The organism is Acidovorax sp. 93, assembly GCF_003633835.1.
In the GTDB taxonomy this organism is placed as follows: Bacteria; Pseudomonadota; Gammaproteobacteria; order Burkholderiales; family Burkholderiaceae_C; genus Acidovorax; species Acidovorax facilis.
The window spans coordinates 1,987,409-2,004,752 of the sequence record NZ_RBIT01000001.1 but is presented as its reverse complement, the minus strand read 5'-3'; the positions used below and the strand labels follow the sequence as shown (position 1 = coordinate 2,004,752).

Annotated in this window: 14 protein-coding genes and 1 pseudogene; 7 read left to right on the top strand and 8 right to left on the bottom strand. The window is 64.9% G+C overall.

Annotated features, from left to right (window positions below):
* Positions 1-24: 24 nt before the first annotated feature.
* Both C8C93_RS09075 and C8C93_RS09070 read right to left on the bottom strand, forming a co-directional pair.
* On the bottom strand, positions 25-990 hold the full coding sequence (locus C8C93_RS09075) for an ABC transporter substrate-binding protein (protein WP_121508715.1): 966 nt from the start codon (positions 988-990) through the stop codon (positions 25-27).
* A 78-nt stretch (positions 991-1,068) separates the two neighbouring features.
* Positions 1,069-2,520 (bottom strand): aldehyde dehydrogenase family protein, encoded by a 1,452-nt coding sequence (locus C8C93_RS09070; RefSeq protein ID WP_121506643.1) that lies wholly within the window; start codon positions 2,518-2,520, stop codon positions 1,069-1,071.
* 132 nt (positions 2,521-2,652) lie between these two features.
* Between C8C93_RS09070 and C8C93_RS09065 the strand changes: the two genes are divergently transcribed.
* A complete protein-coding gene (locus tag C8C93_RS09065) occupies positions 2,653-3,615 on the top strand; it encodes a LysR substrate-binding domain-containing protein (protein ID WP_108497702.1) in 963 nt (320 codons plus the stop codon).
* A gap of 959 nt (positions 3,616-4,574) precedes the next feature.
* On the opposite strand, the gene C8C93_RS09055 is transcribed toward C8C93_RS09065, so the two are convergent.
* The gene (locus tag C8C93_RS09055) at positions 4,575-5,396 is read right to left on the bottom strand and encodes an SDR family NAD(P)-dependent oxidoreductase (RefSeq protein ID WP_121419873.1); all 822 of its coding nucleotides are present in this window, start codon (positions 5,394-5,396) and stop codon (positions 4,575-4,577) included.
* Positions 5,397-5,515: 119 nt separating this feature from the next.
* Here C8C93_RS09055 and C8C93_RS09050 point away from each other — a divergent pair, with 119 nt between their 5' ends.
* Entirely contained in the window at positions 5,516-6,466 is a 951-nt protein-coding gene (locus C8C93_RS09050) for an SMP-30/gluconolactonase/LRE family protein (RefSeq protein WP_121506641.1), read from the top strand.
* Between the two features lie 187 nt (positions 6,467-6,653).
* Complete coding sequence (locus tag C8C93_RS09045) at positions 6,654-7,607, top strand: aldose 1-epimerase (protein WP_121506640.1); 954 nt, start codon at positions 6,654-6,656, stop codon at positions 7,605-7,607.
* Positions 7,608-7,704: 97 nt separating this feature from the next.
* On the opposite strand, the pseudogene C8C93_RS09040 reads toward C8C93_RS09045, so the two are convergent.
* From C8C93_RS09040 to C8C93_RS09025, 3 genes and pseudogenes are all read right to left on the bottom strand, one after another.
* Positions 7,705-7,929, bottom strand: a pseudogene (locus C8C93_RS09040) (DUF1801 domain-containing protein); the annotation flags it as partial.
* Entirely contained in the window at positions 7,920-8,411 is a 492-nt protein-coding gene (locus tag C8C93_RS25230; RefSeq protein ID WP_199727136.1) for a hypothetical protein, read from the bottom strand. The gene C8C93_RS25230 and the pseudogene C8C93_RS09040, both read right to left, overlap by 10 nt.
* Before the next feature lie 13 nt (positions 8,412-8,424).
* Positions 8,425-8,961 carry a GrpB family protein gene (locus tag C8C93_RS09025; RefSeq protein ID WP_121506639.1) on the bottom strand — a complete coding sequence of 179 codons (537 nt, stop codon included), beginning with the start codon at positions 8,959-8,961 and terminating at the stop codon, positions 8,425-8,427.
* A 177-nt stretch (positions 8,962-9,138) separates the two neighbouring features.
* Here C8C93_RS09025 and C8C93_RS09020 point away from each other — a divergent pair, with 177 nt between their 5' ends.
* The 3 genes from C8C93_RS09020 to C8C93_RS09010 all read left to right on the top strand — a co-directional run bounded on the left by C8C93_RS09020 (position 9,139) and on the right by C8C93_RS09010 (position 12,888).
* Positions 9,139-11,004 carry a midcut-by-XrtH protein gene (locus C8C93_RS09020; protein WP_121506638.1) on the top strand — a complete coding sequence of 622 codons (1,866 nt, stop codon included), beginning with the start codon at positions 9,139-9,141 and terminating at the stop codon, positions 11,002-11,004.
* Positions 11,005-11,354: 350 nt separating this feature from the next.
* Positions 11,355-12,491 (top strand): diguanylate cyclase, encoded by a 1,137-nt coding sequence (locus tag C8C93_RS09015; protein ID WP_121506637.1) that lies wholly within the window; start codon positions 11,355-11,357, stop codon positions 12,489-12,491.
* 181 nt (positions 12,492-12,672) lie between these two features.
* The gene (locus C8C93_RS09010) at positions 12,673-12,888 is read left to right on the top strand and encodes a hypothetical protein (RefSeq protein ID WP_121506636.1); all 216 of its coding nucleotides are present in this window, start codon (positions 12,673-12,675) and stop codon (positions 12,886-12,888) included.
* 1,222 nt (positions 12,889-14,110) lie between these two features.
* Here the strand turns inward: C8C93_RS09010 and C8C93_RS09000 are convergent.
* Positions 14,111-15,067 carry a LysR family transcriptional regulator gene (locus C8C93_RS09000; protein ID WP_121506634.1) on the bottom strand — a complete coding sequence of 319 codons (957 nt, stop codon included), beginning with the start codon at positions 15,065-15,067 and terminating at the stop codon, positions 14,111-14,113.
* A gap of 97 nt (positions 15,068-15,164) precedes the next feature.
* Here C8C93_RS09000 and C8C93_RS08995 point away from each other — a divergent pair, with 97 nt between their 5' ends.
* Positions 15,165-16,409 carry an MFS transporter gene (locus C8C93_RS08995; RefSeq protein WP_199727004.1) on the top strand — a complete coding sequence of 415 codons (1,245 nt, stop codon included), beginning with the start codon at positions 15,165-15,167 and terminating at the stop codon, positions 16,407-16,409.
* 111 nt (positions 16,410-16,520) lie between these two features.
* Here the strand turns inward: C8C93_RS08995 and C8C93_RS08990 are convergent, their stop codons facing one another.
* The gene (locus C8C93_RS08990; RefSeq protein ID WP_121506632.1) at positions 16,521-17,117 is read right to left on the bottom strand and encodes a molybdopterin-dependent oxidoreductase; all 597 of its coding nucleotides are present in this window, start codon (positions 17,115-17,117) and stop codon (positions 16,521-16,523) included.
* Positions 17,118-17,344: the final 227 nt, after the last annotated feature.

The following is a 17,344-nucleotide window of genomic DNA, read 5'->3' as shown; positions in this document are numbered from 1 at the left end:
GAGCGTTGTGAGCGCCGACCGGTCTCAGTACTTGCGGTTCGGGAATTCCTTGGCCGCCACTTCCATCGGGAAGATCCCTTCTTCCGTCACGATGCGCTTGGGCACGGCCTTGCCTGCCTTGATGTCCTTCACGGCGCTCATCAGCTGCGGGCCCAGCAGGGGGCTGCATTCCACGCTCACGTTGAGCTTGCCGGCGATCATGGCTTCGAAGGCGCCCTTCACTGCATCGATGGAGATGATCACGATGTCCTTGGCGGGCTTCATGCCGGCCTCTTCGATGGCCTGGATGGCGCCAATCGCCATGTCGTCGTTGTGCGCGTACAGCACATTGATCTTCTTGCCCTCGGCCTTCAGGAAGGCTTCCATCACTTCCTTGCCCTTGGCGCGGGTGAAGTCGCCGGTCTGGCTGCGGATGATCTTGAACTTGGGGTCGGCCTTGATGACTTCTTCAAAGCCCTTCTTGCGGTCGATGGCAGGGGCGGAGCCCACGGTGCCTTGCAGCTCGACGATGTTGACCTCGCCTTTCTGGTCCTTCATCTTCTCCACCAGCCAGCGGCCGGCCTTGCGGCCTTCTTCCACAAAGTCCGAGCCCATGAAGGTCACATACAGCGACGTGTCCTTGGTGTTCACTGCGCGGTCGGTCAGCACCACGGGGATCTTGGCGGCCTTGGCTTCGCGCAGCACGGGCTCCCAGCCCGACTCCACGACGGGCGAGAACGCGATCACATCCACCTTCTGCGCGATGAACGAGCGGATGGCCTTGATCTGGTTCTCCTGCTTCTGCTGCGCGTCCGAGAACTTCAGCTCGATGCCCGCCTCTTTGGCGGCCGACTTGATGGACTCGGTGTTGGCGGTGCGCCATTCGCTCTCGGCCCCCACCTGGCTGAAGCCCAGCACGAGGGGCTTTTGCGCCCAGGCGGCGCCGGGCAGCAAGGCGGCCACGGGCACGCTGGCCAAGGCGGCAGCAACGGTGCGGCGGTTCATTTTCATCATCTTGTCTCCTGTCTGTAATGGTTGGTTGACGATGGTTGCGGGATGGAAAGAAGGAACGCTCGAAAAGGGCAGGGCTCAAGCCAGCATGTAGCCGGTCTTGACGGTGGTGTAGAACTCGGCGGCGTAGCGCCCCTGCTCGCGGGCGCCGTAGCTCGATTCCTTGCGGCCGCCAAACGGCACATGGAAGTCCACGCCCGCCGTGGGCAGGTTCACCATGGTCATGCCCACGGCAGCGTGGCGCTTGAAGTGCATGGCGCGTTTGAGCGACGTGGTGCAGATGCCCGCACACAGGCCAAAGGGCGTGTCGTTGGCCAAGGCCAGTGCGTGCTCGTAGTCGTCAGCCCGCAGCACGCAGGCCACGGGGCCAAAGATTTCCTCGCGCGCCACGCGGTGCTCGGGGCGGGCCAGAAAGAGGGCAGGGCTCATGTAATGGCCTGGGGTGGGGCGCTCCAGGCGCTCGCCACCCCAGACATGCTCCGCCCCCTCATTGCGCGCAATGTCGATGTAGCCCAGGTTCTGCGCCAGCTGGTTGTCGTCCACCACCGGGCCCATCTCGGTGCCACGCTCCAGCGCGTGGCCCACTTTCAGGTTCACCAGCCGGTTGCGCAGGCGGGCCACAAAGGCGTCGTGCACCTCGGCCTCGACGATGAGACGGCTCGATGCGGTGCAGCGCTGGCCGGTGGAGAAATACGAGCCCTGCAGCGCGCAGTCCACCGCCTGGTCCAGGTCGGCGTCGGCCAGCACGATGAGCGGGTTCTTGCCGCCCATCTCCAGCTGCACCTTGGCGCGCCGCGCTGAGGCCGCGCGCAGGATGCGGTCGCCCGTGGCGACGGAGCCGGTAAAGCTCAGCGCGTTGACCAGCGGGTGGTCCACCAGCGTCTGGCCCACCTCGCGGCCGCTGCCCATGACGAGGTTGAAGGCACCGGCGGGCAGGCCGCTGCGGCTGATGATTTCGGCCAGCGCCCAGCCACAGGCGGGCACCAGTTCGGCGGGCTTGAAGACCACGGTGTTGCCGTAGGCCAGGGCCGGGGCGATCTTCCAGGCCGGGATGGCGAAGGGGAAGTTCCACGGCGCGATGATGCCCACCACGCCCACTGGTTCGCGAGTCACATCCACCTGCACGCCCTGGCGCACAGAGGCAAGCAGCTCGCCCTGGATGCGCAGCGCCTCGCCCGCAAAAAACTTGAAGATCTGCCCGCTGCGCGCCACCTCGGCCACGCCCTCGGGCAGGGTCTTGCCCTCTTCACGCGCCAGCAGCGCGCCCAGCTCGTCCTTGCGTGCCAGTAGCTCGCTGCCGATCATGTCCAGCACGTCGGCGCGGCGTTGGGGCGTGCTCTGGCTCCAGGTGGGCAGGGCGTCGGCTGCGGCGCGCACGGCCAGCTCGGTCTGGTTGCGGTCGGCGCGGGCGTATTCGGCCACCACCTCGCGAGTGTCCGACGGGTTGGTGCTGATGCCGGTGGTGGTGCCGATTTCCCACCGGCCGTTGATCAGGTGCCGGGGGCTGAGCTGGAGGTCGCCGAGCTTCATGGAGAGAGGCCTTTGTTGCAGTTGCGGCGAAGTCTATGGAAGGTTTCGATATCAATCCAATCGTTTTTTAGACAAAATACATATCGTTCTTTGCATTCTGGAAAACCCCTCCCTTTTCCCGTCGTCCCCTCCATGAGCACCTACAACCACTGGTTCATCCGCGCCCGCCTCAAGACGCGCCAACTGCTGCTGCTGGTGGCCCTGGCTGAGGAGGGCAACATCCACCGCGCCGCCCAGGTGCTCAGCATGACGCAGCCGGCCGCGTCCAAGCTGCTCAAGGATCTGGAGGACGTGCTGGAGGTGTCGCTGTTTGACCGCCTGCCACGCGGCATGCGCCCCACCTGGTATGGCGAGACCATGATTCGCCACGCGCGCATGGCCCTGGCCAACCTGAACCAGGCGCACGACGAGATCGGTGCGCTCAAGCGCGGGCACTACGGCCAGGTGGGCATCGGCGCCATCACCTCACCCGGCCTGAGCCTCCTGCCCGCCGCCGTGGCGCTGGTCAAACAGGAGCATCCCAGCCTGCGCATTTCGCTCGACATTGAAACCAGCCCCGTGTTGCTGGAGCGTCTGGAGCAGGGCAAGCTCGACATCGTGGTAGGCCGCCTGTACGAGGAGCACGACAAGGAGAACTTGCGCTACGAGTCGTTGACGGAAGAACTGGTCTGCGCCATGACACGCCCGGGCCACCCGTTGTCGAGCATGACCGGGTTGACGCTGCGCGATGTGGTGTCGGCCAGCTGGATCGTGCCGCCAGCGGGCAGCGTGCTGCGGCACCGGTTTGACCTGATGTTCCAGCAGGACGGGCTGGCGCCGCCGCTGCACACGGTGGAGACATCGGCCCTGCTGTTCATCACGCGCATGCTGCAGCAGAGCGACATGATTGCGGTGGTGGCGGAGGATGTGGCGCGCTATTACGCGGCGCATGGGATCGTGACGGTGTTGCCGTTGGCGATGCCGTGCCATATGGATGCGTTCGGAATCATTACGCGGTCGGACCGGCTGTTGTCGCCGGCGGCGAAGGTGATGATGAAGGCGTTGAAGCAGACGAGTCTGGTGCAGTATGGGAGGCGGTTGGAGGTGGGGGATTGATTTTTGGGGGTGAAATTGGCTGCTAGCGCTTGTTGGATAAGCGCTGGTAGCTATTGTTTTTGTAGTTTTGCCCTCCTGTTCGTTCAGGCTGAGCCTGCCGAAGCCTGGGCGCCATCCCACCCGTTCGGGCTGAGCTTGTCGAAGCCTTGGCGTGCTGGTTTGTGGGGCATGCTGGGGTTGAGGGCGGAGGCCGGGTCTCGGCCCGGCGGCCGAGGTACTTGTTCTTTGCTTCGCCAAAGAAAAGTACCCAAAAGAAAGGCGACCCCCAGTCTGCGACCCCTTCGCTGTGCGAAGGGGCAAACCTGCGTCGGGGCGGTTGCGGGGTGCGCCGCAGAACTCGCTGCGCGCCTGCGGCGCTCCGCTCGGACAACTGCGGCGAGTCAGATCACGAAGCATGGGCGCTCCGACGCCCATGCCACCCCACAACCGCCCCGCCGCAGGCGCAGCCAGCAGGGGGTTGGGCAGCCGAACCTCCAACAGCCGAACAGCCACACGGGCCATTGCTGCGCTCGGCCCCGCCTGCGCAGCGCGAGGCGCTTGCGCCCGCGAGACCGTGCCGAGCGCAGCGTAGCGAAGCTATGGCGCGTGTGCCGAAGGACACACGCGCTTCGTGAACTGACTCACCGCAGTTGTCCGAGCGGAGCGCCAAAGGCGCGCAGCGAGTTCTGCGGTGCACCCCGTGACCGAGCACCCCAGGTTGCCCCGGAGCGGGGCGCAGGGGTCGCAGACAGCAGGGTCGCCCTTTCTTTGGTTCCTTTCTTTCGGCGACGCGAAAGAAAGGAACTCGCCCGCCGGGGCGACATCCCGGCCTCCGCCCTCAACCCCGGCATGCCGTTCAAACCAGCACACCAAGGCTTCGACCAGCTCAGTCCCAACGGGTGGGAGTCATCAGGACTGCAAAAACAATAGCTGCTAGCGCATGATGGATAAGCGCCAGAGCCCAAAAAAACCTCATAACTTCAAACCCACCCCGCATCCACCTTGAACTCCTGCGCCGTACACATCGCCGCATCATCCGACGCCAAAAACAACACCATCCGCGCAATGTCATGCGGCCGCAGCTTGTCCGGCAAGCACTGGTTGCGTGCCAGCTCCTTCTCGCCCTCGGCGTCCAGCCACAGCTTGATCTGCCGCTCCGTCATCACCCAGCCCGGCGACACCGTGTTGATGCGGATCCGGTCCTGCCCCAGCGTCTTGGCCAGCCCGCGCGTGAGGCCGTTCACCGACGACTTGGCAATGGCATAGCAAGGGTAGCCCGTGCCCTTGCCCTGCCAGCCTGTGGAGCCCAGGTTGATCACCGAGCCCGCGCCCAGCCTGCGCATGCCGGGCACCACGGCCTGGATGGCGAAGAAGGCGGGGCGCTCGTTGATGGCCATGCGCTCGTCGTAGTACGCGGGCGTTACGGATTCGAGCGTGTGCCGGTCATCGCTGGCCACGTTGTTCACCAGCACCGCAAAGTCGCTGCCCAGCTCGGCCGCCGCTTCGGCCACACAGGCTTGCAGGGCGTTCACATCGCGCACATCACACACACGCCACCAGGGGCGGGGCAGGCCCGCGTCGGCAATGTGCTGGGCGAGGGCTTCGCTCGCGTTGCGCGCCACGTCCACAAATGCCACGCGGGCACCTTGCTCGGCAAACGCCGCAACGATGGCAGCGCCAATGCCGCTGCCGCCGCCCGTCACAAACACGGCACGGCCTTGCAGGCTGGGGAACTTCGCCAGGCCCTGGGGGGCGCCGGTGGCATCGGTCGAGGAAGAGGAGGGGGTAAAAACCTTTGACATATAAATATTGCAATCAATTAATTGAAAAAAATTTCATTTCAAGCATCAATTGGCGTTGATAAGATGCCGTTCGTCAAGTGCCTGGCGGCAGGCCGATACAAAAAAGACCGGAGACACGCATGCGCCCCTTGCTGGATACCCCCTTCTCTTCGCCCGAGGGCGCTGCCCGTTCCGCGCCCATCACCGGCGCCGTGCGCTGCGTGATCGCACTGGGCAACGCGCTGGGCGAAGGCGTGTTGTGGTCGGTGCGCGAGCAGGCCGTGTACTGGGTGGACATCCTGGGGCGCGAGCTGCACCGCTGGGACCCGGCCACCGGGGCCCACCAGCGCTGGACGTTTGACGAAGAGATCTCCGCCATTGCCGAACGCGCGCACGCCCCCGGCTTCATCGTCACGCTGCGCCGGGGTTTTGCGCTGTTCGACCCGGCCACCGACATGGCCCCGCGCTACCTGCACCAGCCCGAGCCCGACCGCGCGGGCAACCGCTTCAACGACGGCAAGTGCGATGCACAAGGGCGCTTCTGGGCGGGCTCCATGGACTTTGCGTGCGAGGCCCTCACGGGCGCGCTCTACCGCTATGACCCTGACGGCAGTTGCACCCGCCACGACGACGGCTTTGCCGTGACCAACGGCCCCACCTGGTCTGGCACGGGGCAGGGCGCGGCCATGTTTTTCAACGCCACCATCGAAGGCAACACCTACCGCTACGACAGCAATCTGGCCGCAGGCACCGTGTCCAACAGAACGTTGTGGAAGCATTGGCTACCCGAAGACGGCCTGCCCGATGGCATGACCACCGACGCGCAGGGCCGCCTGTGGATTGCGCACTGGGGCGGCTGGTGCGTGACCTGCCACGACCCGGTAACCGCCGCCGAACTGGGCCGCGTGCGCTTGCCAGTCAGCCAGGTCACCACCTGCGCGTTTGGCGGCGCAGACCTGCGCACACTGTTCATCAGCTCCGCGCGGGTAGGCCTCACGCCCGAGCAACTGGCGGCCGAGCCGCTGGCCGGGGCGCTGTTTGCGGTGGACACCGACAGCCTGGGCCTGCCCGCCCATCCATTTGGCGGCTGAGAGCGGCTCACAAAACCCTCCTGGCGTCGTTGCCGCGTCTTGTCGTACTACGCGTACTGCCTGCGATGCGGCGCCTGGCCAGAACCGCTTCGCTGGGTTTTGTTATCCGCTCCAAGCACCGAACGCAGCCCCGCGCGCTCTGCCAACCCGCAGTCCCTGTCAACACCCCAAAGAAAGCACACCGCCCATGACCGAGGCCGCATCCTCCCACCCCATCGTCTGGCTGCACCACGCGGGGCAGCACCTGGGCCTGGTGCCCACACTGGGCGGCAGCGTGGCAGCCTGGCAGATCGACGACCCGCAAGAGGCTGGCGCACGCATCGACCTGTGGCGCCCGTGGGACGGCGCCACGCCCGACCTGTACCAGCTCGCGTCGTTTGCCATGGTGCCCTGGTCCAACCGCATCAGCGGCGGCGGGTTTGAGCACGCGGGCCAGTTCCACCCCATGCGCCCCAACCGCGTGGGCGAGCCGTACCCTATTCACGGCGATGGCTGGCTGCAGCCCTGGCAACTTACCCAGCCCGCACCCGACACGCTGCAGATGCAACTTCGCTCCGAGCGCTTTGACGACAACCCCTACGAGTACGAATGTGTACAGACCTTCCGCCTGATGGACGGCGGCCTGGACCAGTTGGTGCAAGTGCGGCACCTGGGCGCGCAGCCGCTGCCCTACGGCCTGGGCCTGCACCCCTGGTTTCCGCGCACCCCCCGCACGCGCATCACGGCGCCGGTGCAGGGCGTGTGGCTGTGTGGCGACGACCCTTTGCCCACCCAGCACACGCAGCACTTCCCGCCCGGCTGGGACTTGAACAGCGGCGCTCCCGCCAATGGCGGCCTGATCGACAACGCCTACACCGGCTGGGGCGGCACGGCCCAGATCGACTGGCCCGAGCGGGGCCTGCGCTTGACCGCCCAGATGCCGGACTTTGCGCAAGACGGCGGTACCGACCAGCACTACTGCCTGATCTACCGACCGCCACAGGGCCCAGCATTCTGCTTTGAGCCCATCACACAACCCATCGACGCCTTCCATCAGCCCGGGCAGCCCGGCCTGCGCACGCTGGCGCAGGGGGAGTCGATGGCGCTGCGTGTGCAGTGGCGCTACAGCAGCGGCGTGAGTGAGGTGGATGCGGGGCAGTAGATTTTGATTGAAATTGGCCCTAGCGCTTAATGGTTATCGGTTGTTTGCTATCGAAATAATAGTTTTCAGACACGACTGACTCCGCGGCTGTCTGCACCTAACTGGCCGTGCGTGCACCCCGTGCCGATTTCGCCTTGGCCTTCGCACCCCCGGCATTCAGGGCCACCGCTGCGCGGATCAGCGCCTTGAAGGCCTCCGCGTCCACGGTGTCCCCTTCGTGGATGTCTATAGCACGCCGGGCGTTGCCGTCCAGACTGGCGTTGAAGAGCTTCGCCGGGTCTGGTAACGAAGCGCCCTTCAGAAAGGTCAGTTTTACCGCTGCAGTTCGGAGCCTGTTGACGGCCTCACAGGGGTCGCGCAGCGGTCTTTGCGGGATGGGGTGCAAGGCGCGGTGCGCAGCCCCAATAGCTTGGCTATTGGCAAGCGCCGCAACGCCGCAGACCGCCCGCAAAGACCACTGCCCGAAGGGTTGGAGCGAAATCGGGCGATTGGACGCCCCGGCTGCTTGCATGGGCATGAGCCCATGCGGCGCATCCGAAGCATCCACTCATCCCGATTGCGCTCCAACGCGATCCCCTGTGAGGCCGTCAACAGGCTCCAAGACTCGCCCGTGCACAGAATCCCGCCCAGCGACCACACGGGCGTGCCGTTCCACTTCCATTCCTCCAACACCTCGGGTGCCGCCTCATGGATCAGCTGCCGCATGCGGCCCAGTGCTTGCCCGCGCCAGTCGTTCAGGTCGGTGATGTGCTGGTCGATCAGCACCGACGCGGGCGGGCCTTCGGGGGTTTTTGCAGTGCTCATGGGGGCCTCCTGGTCAGTCAAGGTTGCAAGCACCGCCAGCAACCGATGCAGAGTCCGCGCAGCGGCCGGGTAGCCCCTGCGGGGCCAGAACGTTGGTGATGAAGCGTGATTTTTCCTCACGGTAGCGCTCCATGCCACAGGGCGCAAAACGCTGCTTGAGCAGGTTGTACTGCTCCACCAGGCGCGGGTCTGCACACAAGGCATCGCGAAAGTGCAGGAAGAACTCAAACTCTGATCCCTTGGCCACCACCTGCAATGCCGCGTCCGTGTCTGTGCGTGGCGACAGCAGCATGCACAACGTCGGCGTGCGCAAGGTGTCCTTTCTGGCCACGTAGCCTGCGCCCTGCAGCACCTGAACGGCCCGCGCGTGCTCTTGTGCCGTCACCAGCACGCAAATGTCCAAATCGCCCTTGGACACCGCACCAGGAATGGCGGAGGCACCAATGTGCTCCACCTGCGCATGGGGTAGGAGCCGGGCGATCTCTTGCACTACGGACAGATATACGGCACCAGCGGCTCCCTGGTACTCAGAGGGTTCCAACAACTTCATGGGTCAAGATGATGCCAGTCTGGTGGGGGCAGCGGCCCCTGGAAGAGCCTGGTTCAGGACGCTCGGGCTGTTGCTCTCGACCACGTCCACGCGTCGGCCGACCGTCCCGCGCAGAGGTTGTGATAATTTGCAACTCTCCAACCGCCACCCCAACCACTCCGCAGGGACGATTGACCAATGAAGAACACCCAACCTGGAAGCGCTGGTCCGTTTGCACCACTGGCCATGCTGATGCTGCTGTCAACGCTGCCCTTTGCCGCGTCGGCTCAAACGATCTCCAGCGGCGCCCCTGCCGTGGCCAACGTGCCGGTGGACAGCCCCTTGGCGCTGGGCGCCTTGCTGGTGGCTGTTGCGCTGGCCGGGTGGTGGTCGCTGCGCCGCAGTCACGGCGTGCGGCGTGTGGCTTCGCTGCTGCTGGTGGCCGCAGTGGTGGGCCTGGCGGGGCAGGGGTCAGGTTTGATGGCGCAGGTTGTCAGTGCCTTCACCCAACCTGCGGGCGAGACACTGCCCATTACCATCAGCCCCATCACGGCGGGTGGCTTCACGGGCTTTCAGCCTGCGGACTTCAGCAACAACTCCGGCGCTGCGCTGCGAATTGCCGCCATTGACCCGCCCGACCTGGCCCAGTGTTTTGCCACCAACCCGGCCAACACCTTGCTGCCCCCCGGGCCTCCCACGCCATCGCCCCATCCCGCCTGCGGCGTAGGGGCCATGCTGGCCAATGGTGCCACCTGCCGGGTGGATGTCGAGGCCATCTGCCGCAGCCTCTACGTCTCGGGCGCCACGCTGACCGCCATCAGCCCCAGCTCGGGCACCGCATCGGGTGGGGTCGGCGTCACGCTGACCGGCACCGGGCTCACCGGCGCCACCAGCGTCACGTTTGACGGTGTGCCCGCCACCTCTGTCAACGTGGCCAACGCCACCACCATCACTGCGGTCACGCCAGCGCACGCAGCGGGTGTCGTCAATGTGGCGGTTTTCACCCCGGCCGGGGCCGCTCAGCTGGCAAATGGCTATACCTACCTCACTGCCGCTGCGTTGACCAGCATAAGCCCCAGTTCTGGCACCGAATTGGGCGGGACCTCGGTGACGCTGACCGGAGCCGAGCTGACCGGTGCCACCAGTGTCACCTTTGGCGGTGTGCCTGCAACGTCTTTCACCGTGAACAGTGCTACCTCGATCACGGCCGTCACGCCTGCGCACGCAGTGGGTGCTGTGGACGTGGTGGTTACCACTCCGGCCGGGGCTGCCTCGCTGGTCAATGGCTATACCTACCTCACCGCAGTCGTGCCAAGCACCGTGACCGCCATCAGCCCCTCCTCTGGCACCGCATCGGGCGGGGTGGGCGTCACGCTGACCGGTACCGGGCTCACCGGCGCCACCAGCGTCACGTTTGATGGTGTGCCCGCCACCTCTGTCAACGTGGTCAACGCCACCACCATCACGGCCGTCACGCCAGCGCATGCAGCGGGCGTGGTGGACGTGGTGGTCACCACACCCTCCGGGGCGGCCCAGCTGACCAACGGCTATATCTACCTGGCCACCGCTGTGGGGCAAAGCAGCGGGGGAGGGGTGATCGCGGTGCTGGACGGCGGGTTGAGCAACCTGATTGCGGCCACGGCAGACAACAGCACCGGCATTGAATGGGGTGGTATGGGCGTCGCTGTAGGAGCCAGTGCCCAAAGCAATACCGACGGTGCCGGCAACACCGCAACTATCGAAGCGATTCTCGGCGCGGGTGTGTATGCCGCGCAGATGTGCAGCGCTTACGAGGTCGATTCACAAGGCAATACACCCTGCCAGGTGGGCAACACTTGCTACAACGACTGGTTCTTGCCCGCCCGCAACCAGTTGGCTTCGCTGTTCATCAACAGGGCGGCCGTAGGTGGATTTGCCAACGGTACGTATTGGAGCTCTACGGAATCCCCAGACGTACTCAGGTTCAATGCGTGGGGCTATGAATTCTCTGGTGGCGGCGGCATTTCCGCAGAAGTCAGGTCGATGTCCCTGCGGGCACGCTGCGTGCGTGCCTTTACGCCATGAAGGCCAGTGTCGAATGCACCGCTGGCGCGCTGGCCCGGAGGGCAGGGCGCAGCCGCAGAGTGAAATTTCTAAGTGAAATATGGCCCTGGAGCTTGATGGGTAAGCGCTAACAGCTATCAAATGAAGAGCGGGTGGCCGTGGCGCCGCAGAAACCGGAGTGGCCGCGCGGCCTGCCCAAGTCGCTGGCCCCGCCCCGGCAGAACGCCCACTTGGCATGGCCCCTGGTGCATCTGCTTGTCGCCCTTGCAGCCTGCCCACGCCGTCCGTCACCCGCTGCAGTGCGTGGGCTGCCTGTACGGGCGCCTTCGCGCCCACCCAACGGTGAGTGATTCAGGCAAACTGGCACCACCATGAACGTGATAGACCCGCGCACCGCCATCGTGTTGATCAGCGCCATGAGTGCGCTGATGGCGCTGGTGCTGTGGGCTCTCAAGCGCAGCTACCCGCCTAGCATTCAGGGTCTGGGCCAATGGGCGCAGGCGCTGTTGATCATTGTGGTGGGCGGCATCCTGGCGGCCTCGCGTGGGCAACTGCCTGAAATCCTCACCACGGCCGTGCCCAATTTCTTGCTGTGCTGGGGCGTGTATGGCCTGTATGCGGGCACCCAGCGTTTTTACGGCGTGCGCCCAGCCACCTGGCGCTGGCTGGCGGTAACTGTCGCCGTCACGCTGGGCACCCTTTGGTTCGCCCTGGGCGACCCCAGTTACACAGCCCGCCTGCGGCTTGTGACGGCACTCTTGGCCGTGATGTTTGCCATGCACGCCTGGTTCATCGTGCGGCAGGGCATGGGCAGCTTTTCGCGCTGGCTCACGGTCGGGGTGATCGTGTACATCGCCGTGATTCAGCTGGTGCGGCTTGCCACCACGTTCTTCCTGCCCATGGGCGACACCATCTTGAGCGGCACGCCGCAGCACGTGCTGTTCATCGCCAGTTTTTCCGTGTCCGTCCTGCTGTTTTCGGTGGGCGCCGTGCTGATGGCTGGCGACCGCCTGCGGGCCGAGCTGGAGCTGCTGGCCACCCGCGACTCGCTCACCAACACCCTGACCCGGCGCTACATGGACGAAGCCTGCGCCATCGAGCTGGAGCGCAGCCACCGCACCGGCCAGCCCCTGGCCATGCTGATGCTGGACCTGGACCATTTCAAAACCATCAACGACACCCACGGCCACCAGGCCGGCGACCGCGTGCTGGTGGAGTTTGCCGCCAAGGTACAGCGCTGCCTGCGCAGCAAGGACCTGCTGGGCCGCTTTGGTGGCGAAGAGTTTGCCCTGCTGCTGCCCAACACCCCCCTGGACGCCGCCCTGCAGGTGGCCGAACGCATCCGCGCCGCCTGCGTGCCCCAGGGCAACGAGGTGGGCTGCACCGTCAGCATCGGCGTCACCCTGAGCCTGCCGCAGAACGACTCGATGGACAAGCTGCTGGCGCGGGCGGATGCGGCGCTGTATGAAGCGAAGAACACGGGGCGGAATCGGGTGGTGGCGGGGTAAGAGGGCTCTCTGACGAAGGGTAGAGGTGGGGCGCTTTCGGCCCGAAACGGCCCATGGAGGAGATCCGGCAGATGATCGCCCAGCAGCGGTTGCTGTCATCCGCGCTTCGTCGTTGAACGCTTACTATCGGCCACAACCGGCCGCTGGTTGATGCCGTTCAACTCGACCAGAAGAAGCCGCTATGACCAAGTATCAAGTCGCAATAATTCTGCTCATATTTGCCGTTGTGCAGTTAGTCATGGCGGTAAAGATCGCCAGGCTAAGCAAGCGAAAGTCTTCAGAAAAATCTGCGCAACTCGATGTGGAAATTGACCTTCTGAATGCAATTAGCAAGCGTATTCAGGTGGCGGCTTTCAGCGCACTTCTTGTTTGGCTGGGAATTCAATACTTCGCATAGCGGCCAGGAGCAGCCCTTGGCGACAGATAAAGCGGACGCTCAACGTTAGGTCAGCCGAGCGGCGAGGCAGTGTCGACCGCATAGGAGTCAGGCCTTCGGCTTCCAAACAAGCGCTTCACAGGGGTCATCCACCCACCTGGCAAGACAATGACCAAACTCATTTATTGACGCGGGCTCAGACAGGACGCGCAACTCCGCTCGTGCGACGAATGGACTATTAACGTGCGAGGAAAGGTGCACCAGCATTGCAGAGTGCCCAACCTGGTCCACCACTTCTGCTCGCATCAAGAGGTGATATGGGTACTCACCTGATTCATCTCCGTATTCGAGGACTACAGTGTCATCAACAGAGGCGGGGAAAGCACTGAGATCAAGTGCAAAGTTCTTTACGTGTTGCGGAGTTACATAAACCTCCGCGAACCCAGAAAAGCCTTCACTCGATGCCCAGATCAGCAGATTTAGGACTCCGTCCTCGTTATACGGCTCCGATTTGATACAGATTTGATTCATCGAGTCGAATTTTGGAAGATTAAGGTGATGCATCTCGCCATGGAACCCGGCAAGCGTGCACTGAGCAACTATAGGTTGTCAGCGGGCAGGAACCGGCCCTCCAATCGCGGTGTCGTGCTGCGGCCAGCCCTCGTTTTGATTCAATGACCGCTTAGGGGATTTAGACATCACTGTCGGCTCAGGGCCCTGAGCGGACACTCGTCAGACGCTCTCTTACGGCGACAGCACTTGATCAAGTGCTCGAAGCATGTCTAAAAGGAGCGGCCATCTTCAGCTGGCGCGACCTAGGCGCAAAACTGCCCAGAACACAAGCGCCTCAGCCGCGCCCGCACCTGCGCCGAACAACGCCGCGTGAGCGGTCGCCTGTGTCACCGTGCACAAAGCCGTCCCAACGGCGGCACCGCTCAACAGAGCAGACCACCACGTTACCCGCCCCCAGCGTCGAACGACAAGGTAAAGGGGAATTCCTAGAGCGACCGTGACAATCAACGTGAACTGGTAGAAAACTATGACCCACGTGCCAATCATTTTCCAACTGCCATCTGTGAGGTCAGGGCTTGTCAGCGAGAGCAGGGCTGCAGGGACCAGGGGTGCAAGCAAAAAGCCAAGAATTGGCGCGTGGACCTGCTTCATACGAGAGCCCCAGATTTAGTCATCTGCATATCGGAAGGTATTTCTGGGAGACAGCTGCTGGCCGGCAGTCGTCGTCCGCTCAAGACACCACCCCCCGCATCCCCGCCAACCCCGGCATTGCCCCCCGCATCCCCTCCAAAAACAACCGCAACCGCGCCGGATAAAACCGCGCATGTGGATACACCAGATACACCGGTAGCGAGGGGGCCTGCCAGGTGGGCACCAAGTGCAGCAAGCCGCCTGCGCGCAGATCCGCATCTACGATCCACGCCGATGCAATACACGCGCCGAGCCCGGCCAGGGCGGCGCTGCGCAGGGCGTACAGGCTGTCGGTGGCCAGGCGGGGGGTGATGGCGAAGGTGCTGGCCTCGCTGCTGTGCTGGTGGGTCAAGGTGACTTCGCGCTGGTAGAAGGTGCTGAGCGCCAGCCAGGGTAGATCCTTCAGATCCTGCGCGTGTTGCGGTGTGGGCCGACTTGCCATGAGGGCGGGCGATGCCAGTACGATGCGCGGCACTTCGGCAAGGCGAATGGCGACCACCGAGGGGTCTTCCACCGCACCCACCTGGATGGCGCAGTCGATACCTTCTGCGATGAAGTCAGGGCGGCGGTCGTGCAGCATCCATTCCACCGAAACATCGGGGTAGCGGCGCAGGTAGTCCATCAGCGGGGGGATGAGCTGGTTTTGCCCGAAGGCGTGGGGCGCCAGCACGCGCAAGGTGCCGCGCGGGGTGTCGGCCGTGCCGCGCAGGTCGTCTTCCATGGCGCGCCAGTCTTCCAGCAGGGCTTTGGCGTGGGCAAAGCAGCGGTCGCCGTCTTCCGTCAGTTTCATCACATGGGTGGAGCGCTGCAGCAGCTTGACGCCCAGGCTGCGCTCCAGCGCCTGCAGGCGGCGGCTCACGGTGGGCTGGCTGGTGCCCAGTTGCTGGGCGGCGGCAGACAGGCTGCCGGCCTCGACGATGCGGACAAAGGTTTGCATCAGCTCGATGCGGTCGGCGCCGGGCGGCTGGGTCGGGAGGGCCGGGAGGGTGTTGGTCATACGCCAAGCGTATAATGAATCTGCAATTCAGCCTACTACCCAGCGCTGCGGTGGGCTAGAACAATCGCACCATTCCTTTCTAACCAATGGTGTTGTGATGTCTTCCATTCAAAATATGCATGCAAGGGGTGTGGCGGGGCGGGCCCCGATGGCGCTGGCTGAAGAGAGTGCGGCAGGCGCGGTGAGCGCGCCGCTGCTGTTGCTGCTGGCGACCACGGCAGGGCTGAGCGTGGCGTCGCTGTATTACAGCCAGCCCATGCTGGGCGTGCTGGGGCCCGACATGCAGGCCGACAGCCGCGTGGTGGGGCTGGTGCCCACGCTCACGCAGCTGGGGTATGCGCTGGGCATCTTGCTGCTGGCGCCGCTGGGTGACCGGTTTGACCGGCGCCGCATCATCGTCATCAAGTCCATCGCGCTGATGCTGGCCCTGCTGCTGAGCGGCCTGGCGCCCGGCATGGGCGCGCTGCTGGCGGCCAGCCTGGCCGTGGGCCTGGCGGCCACGGTGGCGCAAGACGTGGTGCCCGCCGCCGCCACGCTGGCCCCGGCCGCACAGCGCGGGCGCATGGTGGGCACGGTGATGACGGGGCTGCTGCTGGGCATTTTGCTGTCGCGCGTGGTCAGCGGCTTTGTGGCGCAGCAGTGGGGCTGGCGCACGGTGTACGTGACGGCGGCGGTGGCCATTGCGCTGCTGACGGTGGCCGTGTGGCGTGGGTTGCCGCGCTTTGCGCCCACCACGCAGATGGGCTACGGCGCGCTGATCGGCTCGATGTTGGCGCTGTGGCGCCAGCACGCGGCGCTGCGCCGTGCGGCCTGGGCGCAGGGGCTGCTGGCCGTGGGGTTCAGCGCGTTCTGGTCCACGCTGGCGGTGATGCTGCACAGCCAGTTCAACCTGGGTACGGCGGCAGCGGGGGCGTTTGGCCTGGCGGGTGCGGCGGGTGCCTTGGCTGCCCCGCTGGCCGGGCGCCTGGCCGACAAGCGCGGGCCCGAGGTGGTGACGCGCTATGGTGCCGGGCTGGCTGCTGCGTCGTTTGCGGTGATGGCGCTGGCACCGCTGCTGCCTGCGCAGGCCCAGCTGGGCTTGATTGTGGTCAGCGCCATCGGCTTTGACTTTGGCGTGCAGGCTACGCTGGTGGCGCACCAGACCATCGTGTACGGCATCGACCCTGCGGCGCGCAGCCGGCTGAATGCGCTGCTGTTCACGGGCATGTTCATCGGCATGTCGGCCGGTGCGGCGCTGGGTGCCTTGGTGCTGGCGCAGTGGGGCTGGCTGGGGGTGGTGGCGTTGGCTACCGCGGGGTCGCTGGCTGCACTGGCGGTGCGGATCGCGGGGCGGACACGGTGATTTGAATGGAAAATGCCTCTAGCGCTTGATAGGAAAGCGCTAGCAGCTATCAAAAAAAGAGCGGCCAGGAAGCCGCTCTTTCTTTTTTGCTGGGCTACCTTGCCGGTGGCCTCAGACCTTCTTCACTTCAATGTGATACAGCCCCCAGGGGCACAGGCCAAAGCGTTCCTTCACTGGCTTGTCCTTGAAGGAGGGCAGCACGTCCGCGTCGTACACGGCCCACTGCGGGCCCAGGCCGCCCAGGGCCATGGGCTGGCCGTCGATGTGGGTGGCGACGATCATGCGGTAGGCCTGCACGTCGGCCATGCTGATGGTCACGTTGTAGCCGTCCACCGCGCGCAGCACCAGCTGCACGGGGTTGCCAGCGGCCACACCGGCAGCGGCCAGCACGGTGGTGAGCAGGGGGCCTTTGAGCGTGTGGGGCTTGCTGTCGTATTCGAGCGTGGGTTTGATGGTGACGGCGGGCATGCGCTGCAGGGCGGCGGCGTCCAGCGCGTGGGCTTTGTCGAACTGGATGCCGTGTTTGCCCATCATCTGGTCGATGGTGGCATCGAGCGCGCCCCGGTTGGGCTGGGTGATGGCGCCGCTGATGGTGAGCAGGGCGGGGCTGGTGGATGTTTTGGCGGGTGGGGCGGCGTGGCTGCTGGTGGTGGCGGTCCACAGGCCTGCCAGGCCGACGCTGGCAGCCACAAAGTTTCTTTTGTTCATGCTCGGTTTCTCCTCGTGTGTTGCTTGGTTGGTTGATCGATGGATGGGGGCGCATCAATCCGGGGCGCATGGTAAGCGCAGGACTGGCGCTTGCCACCCAAAAAAGTGTCAGTACCTGTTTGCGTATGCCGCGTGTGCCGTGTGGCATGCATGCCCTGTGGCCTTCAACCCCCAGGGTGCATGGCGCACCCCGCCAGCGCGCAGACGCGAGCCGCACCACAATCGGC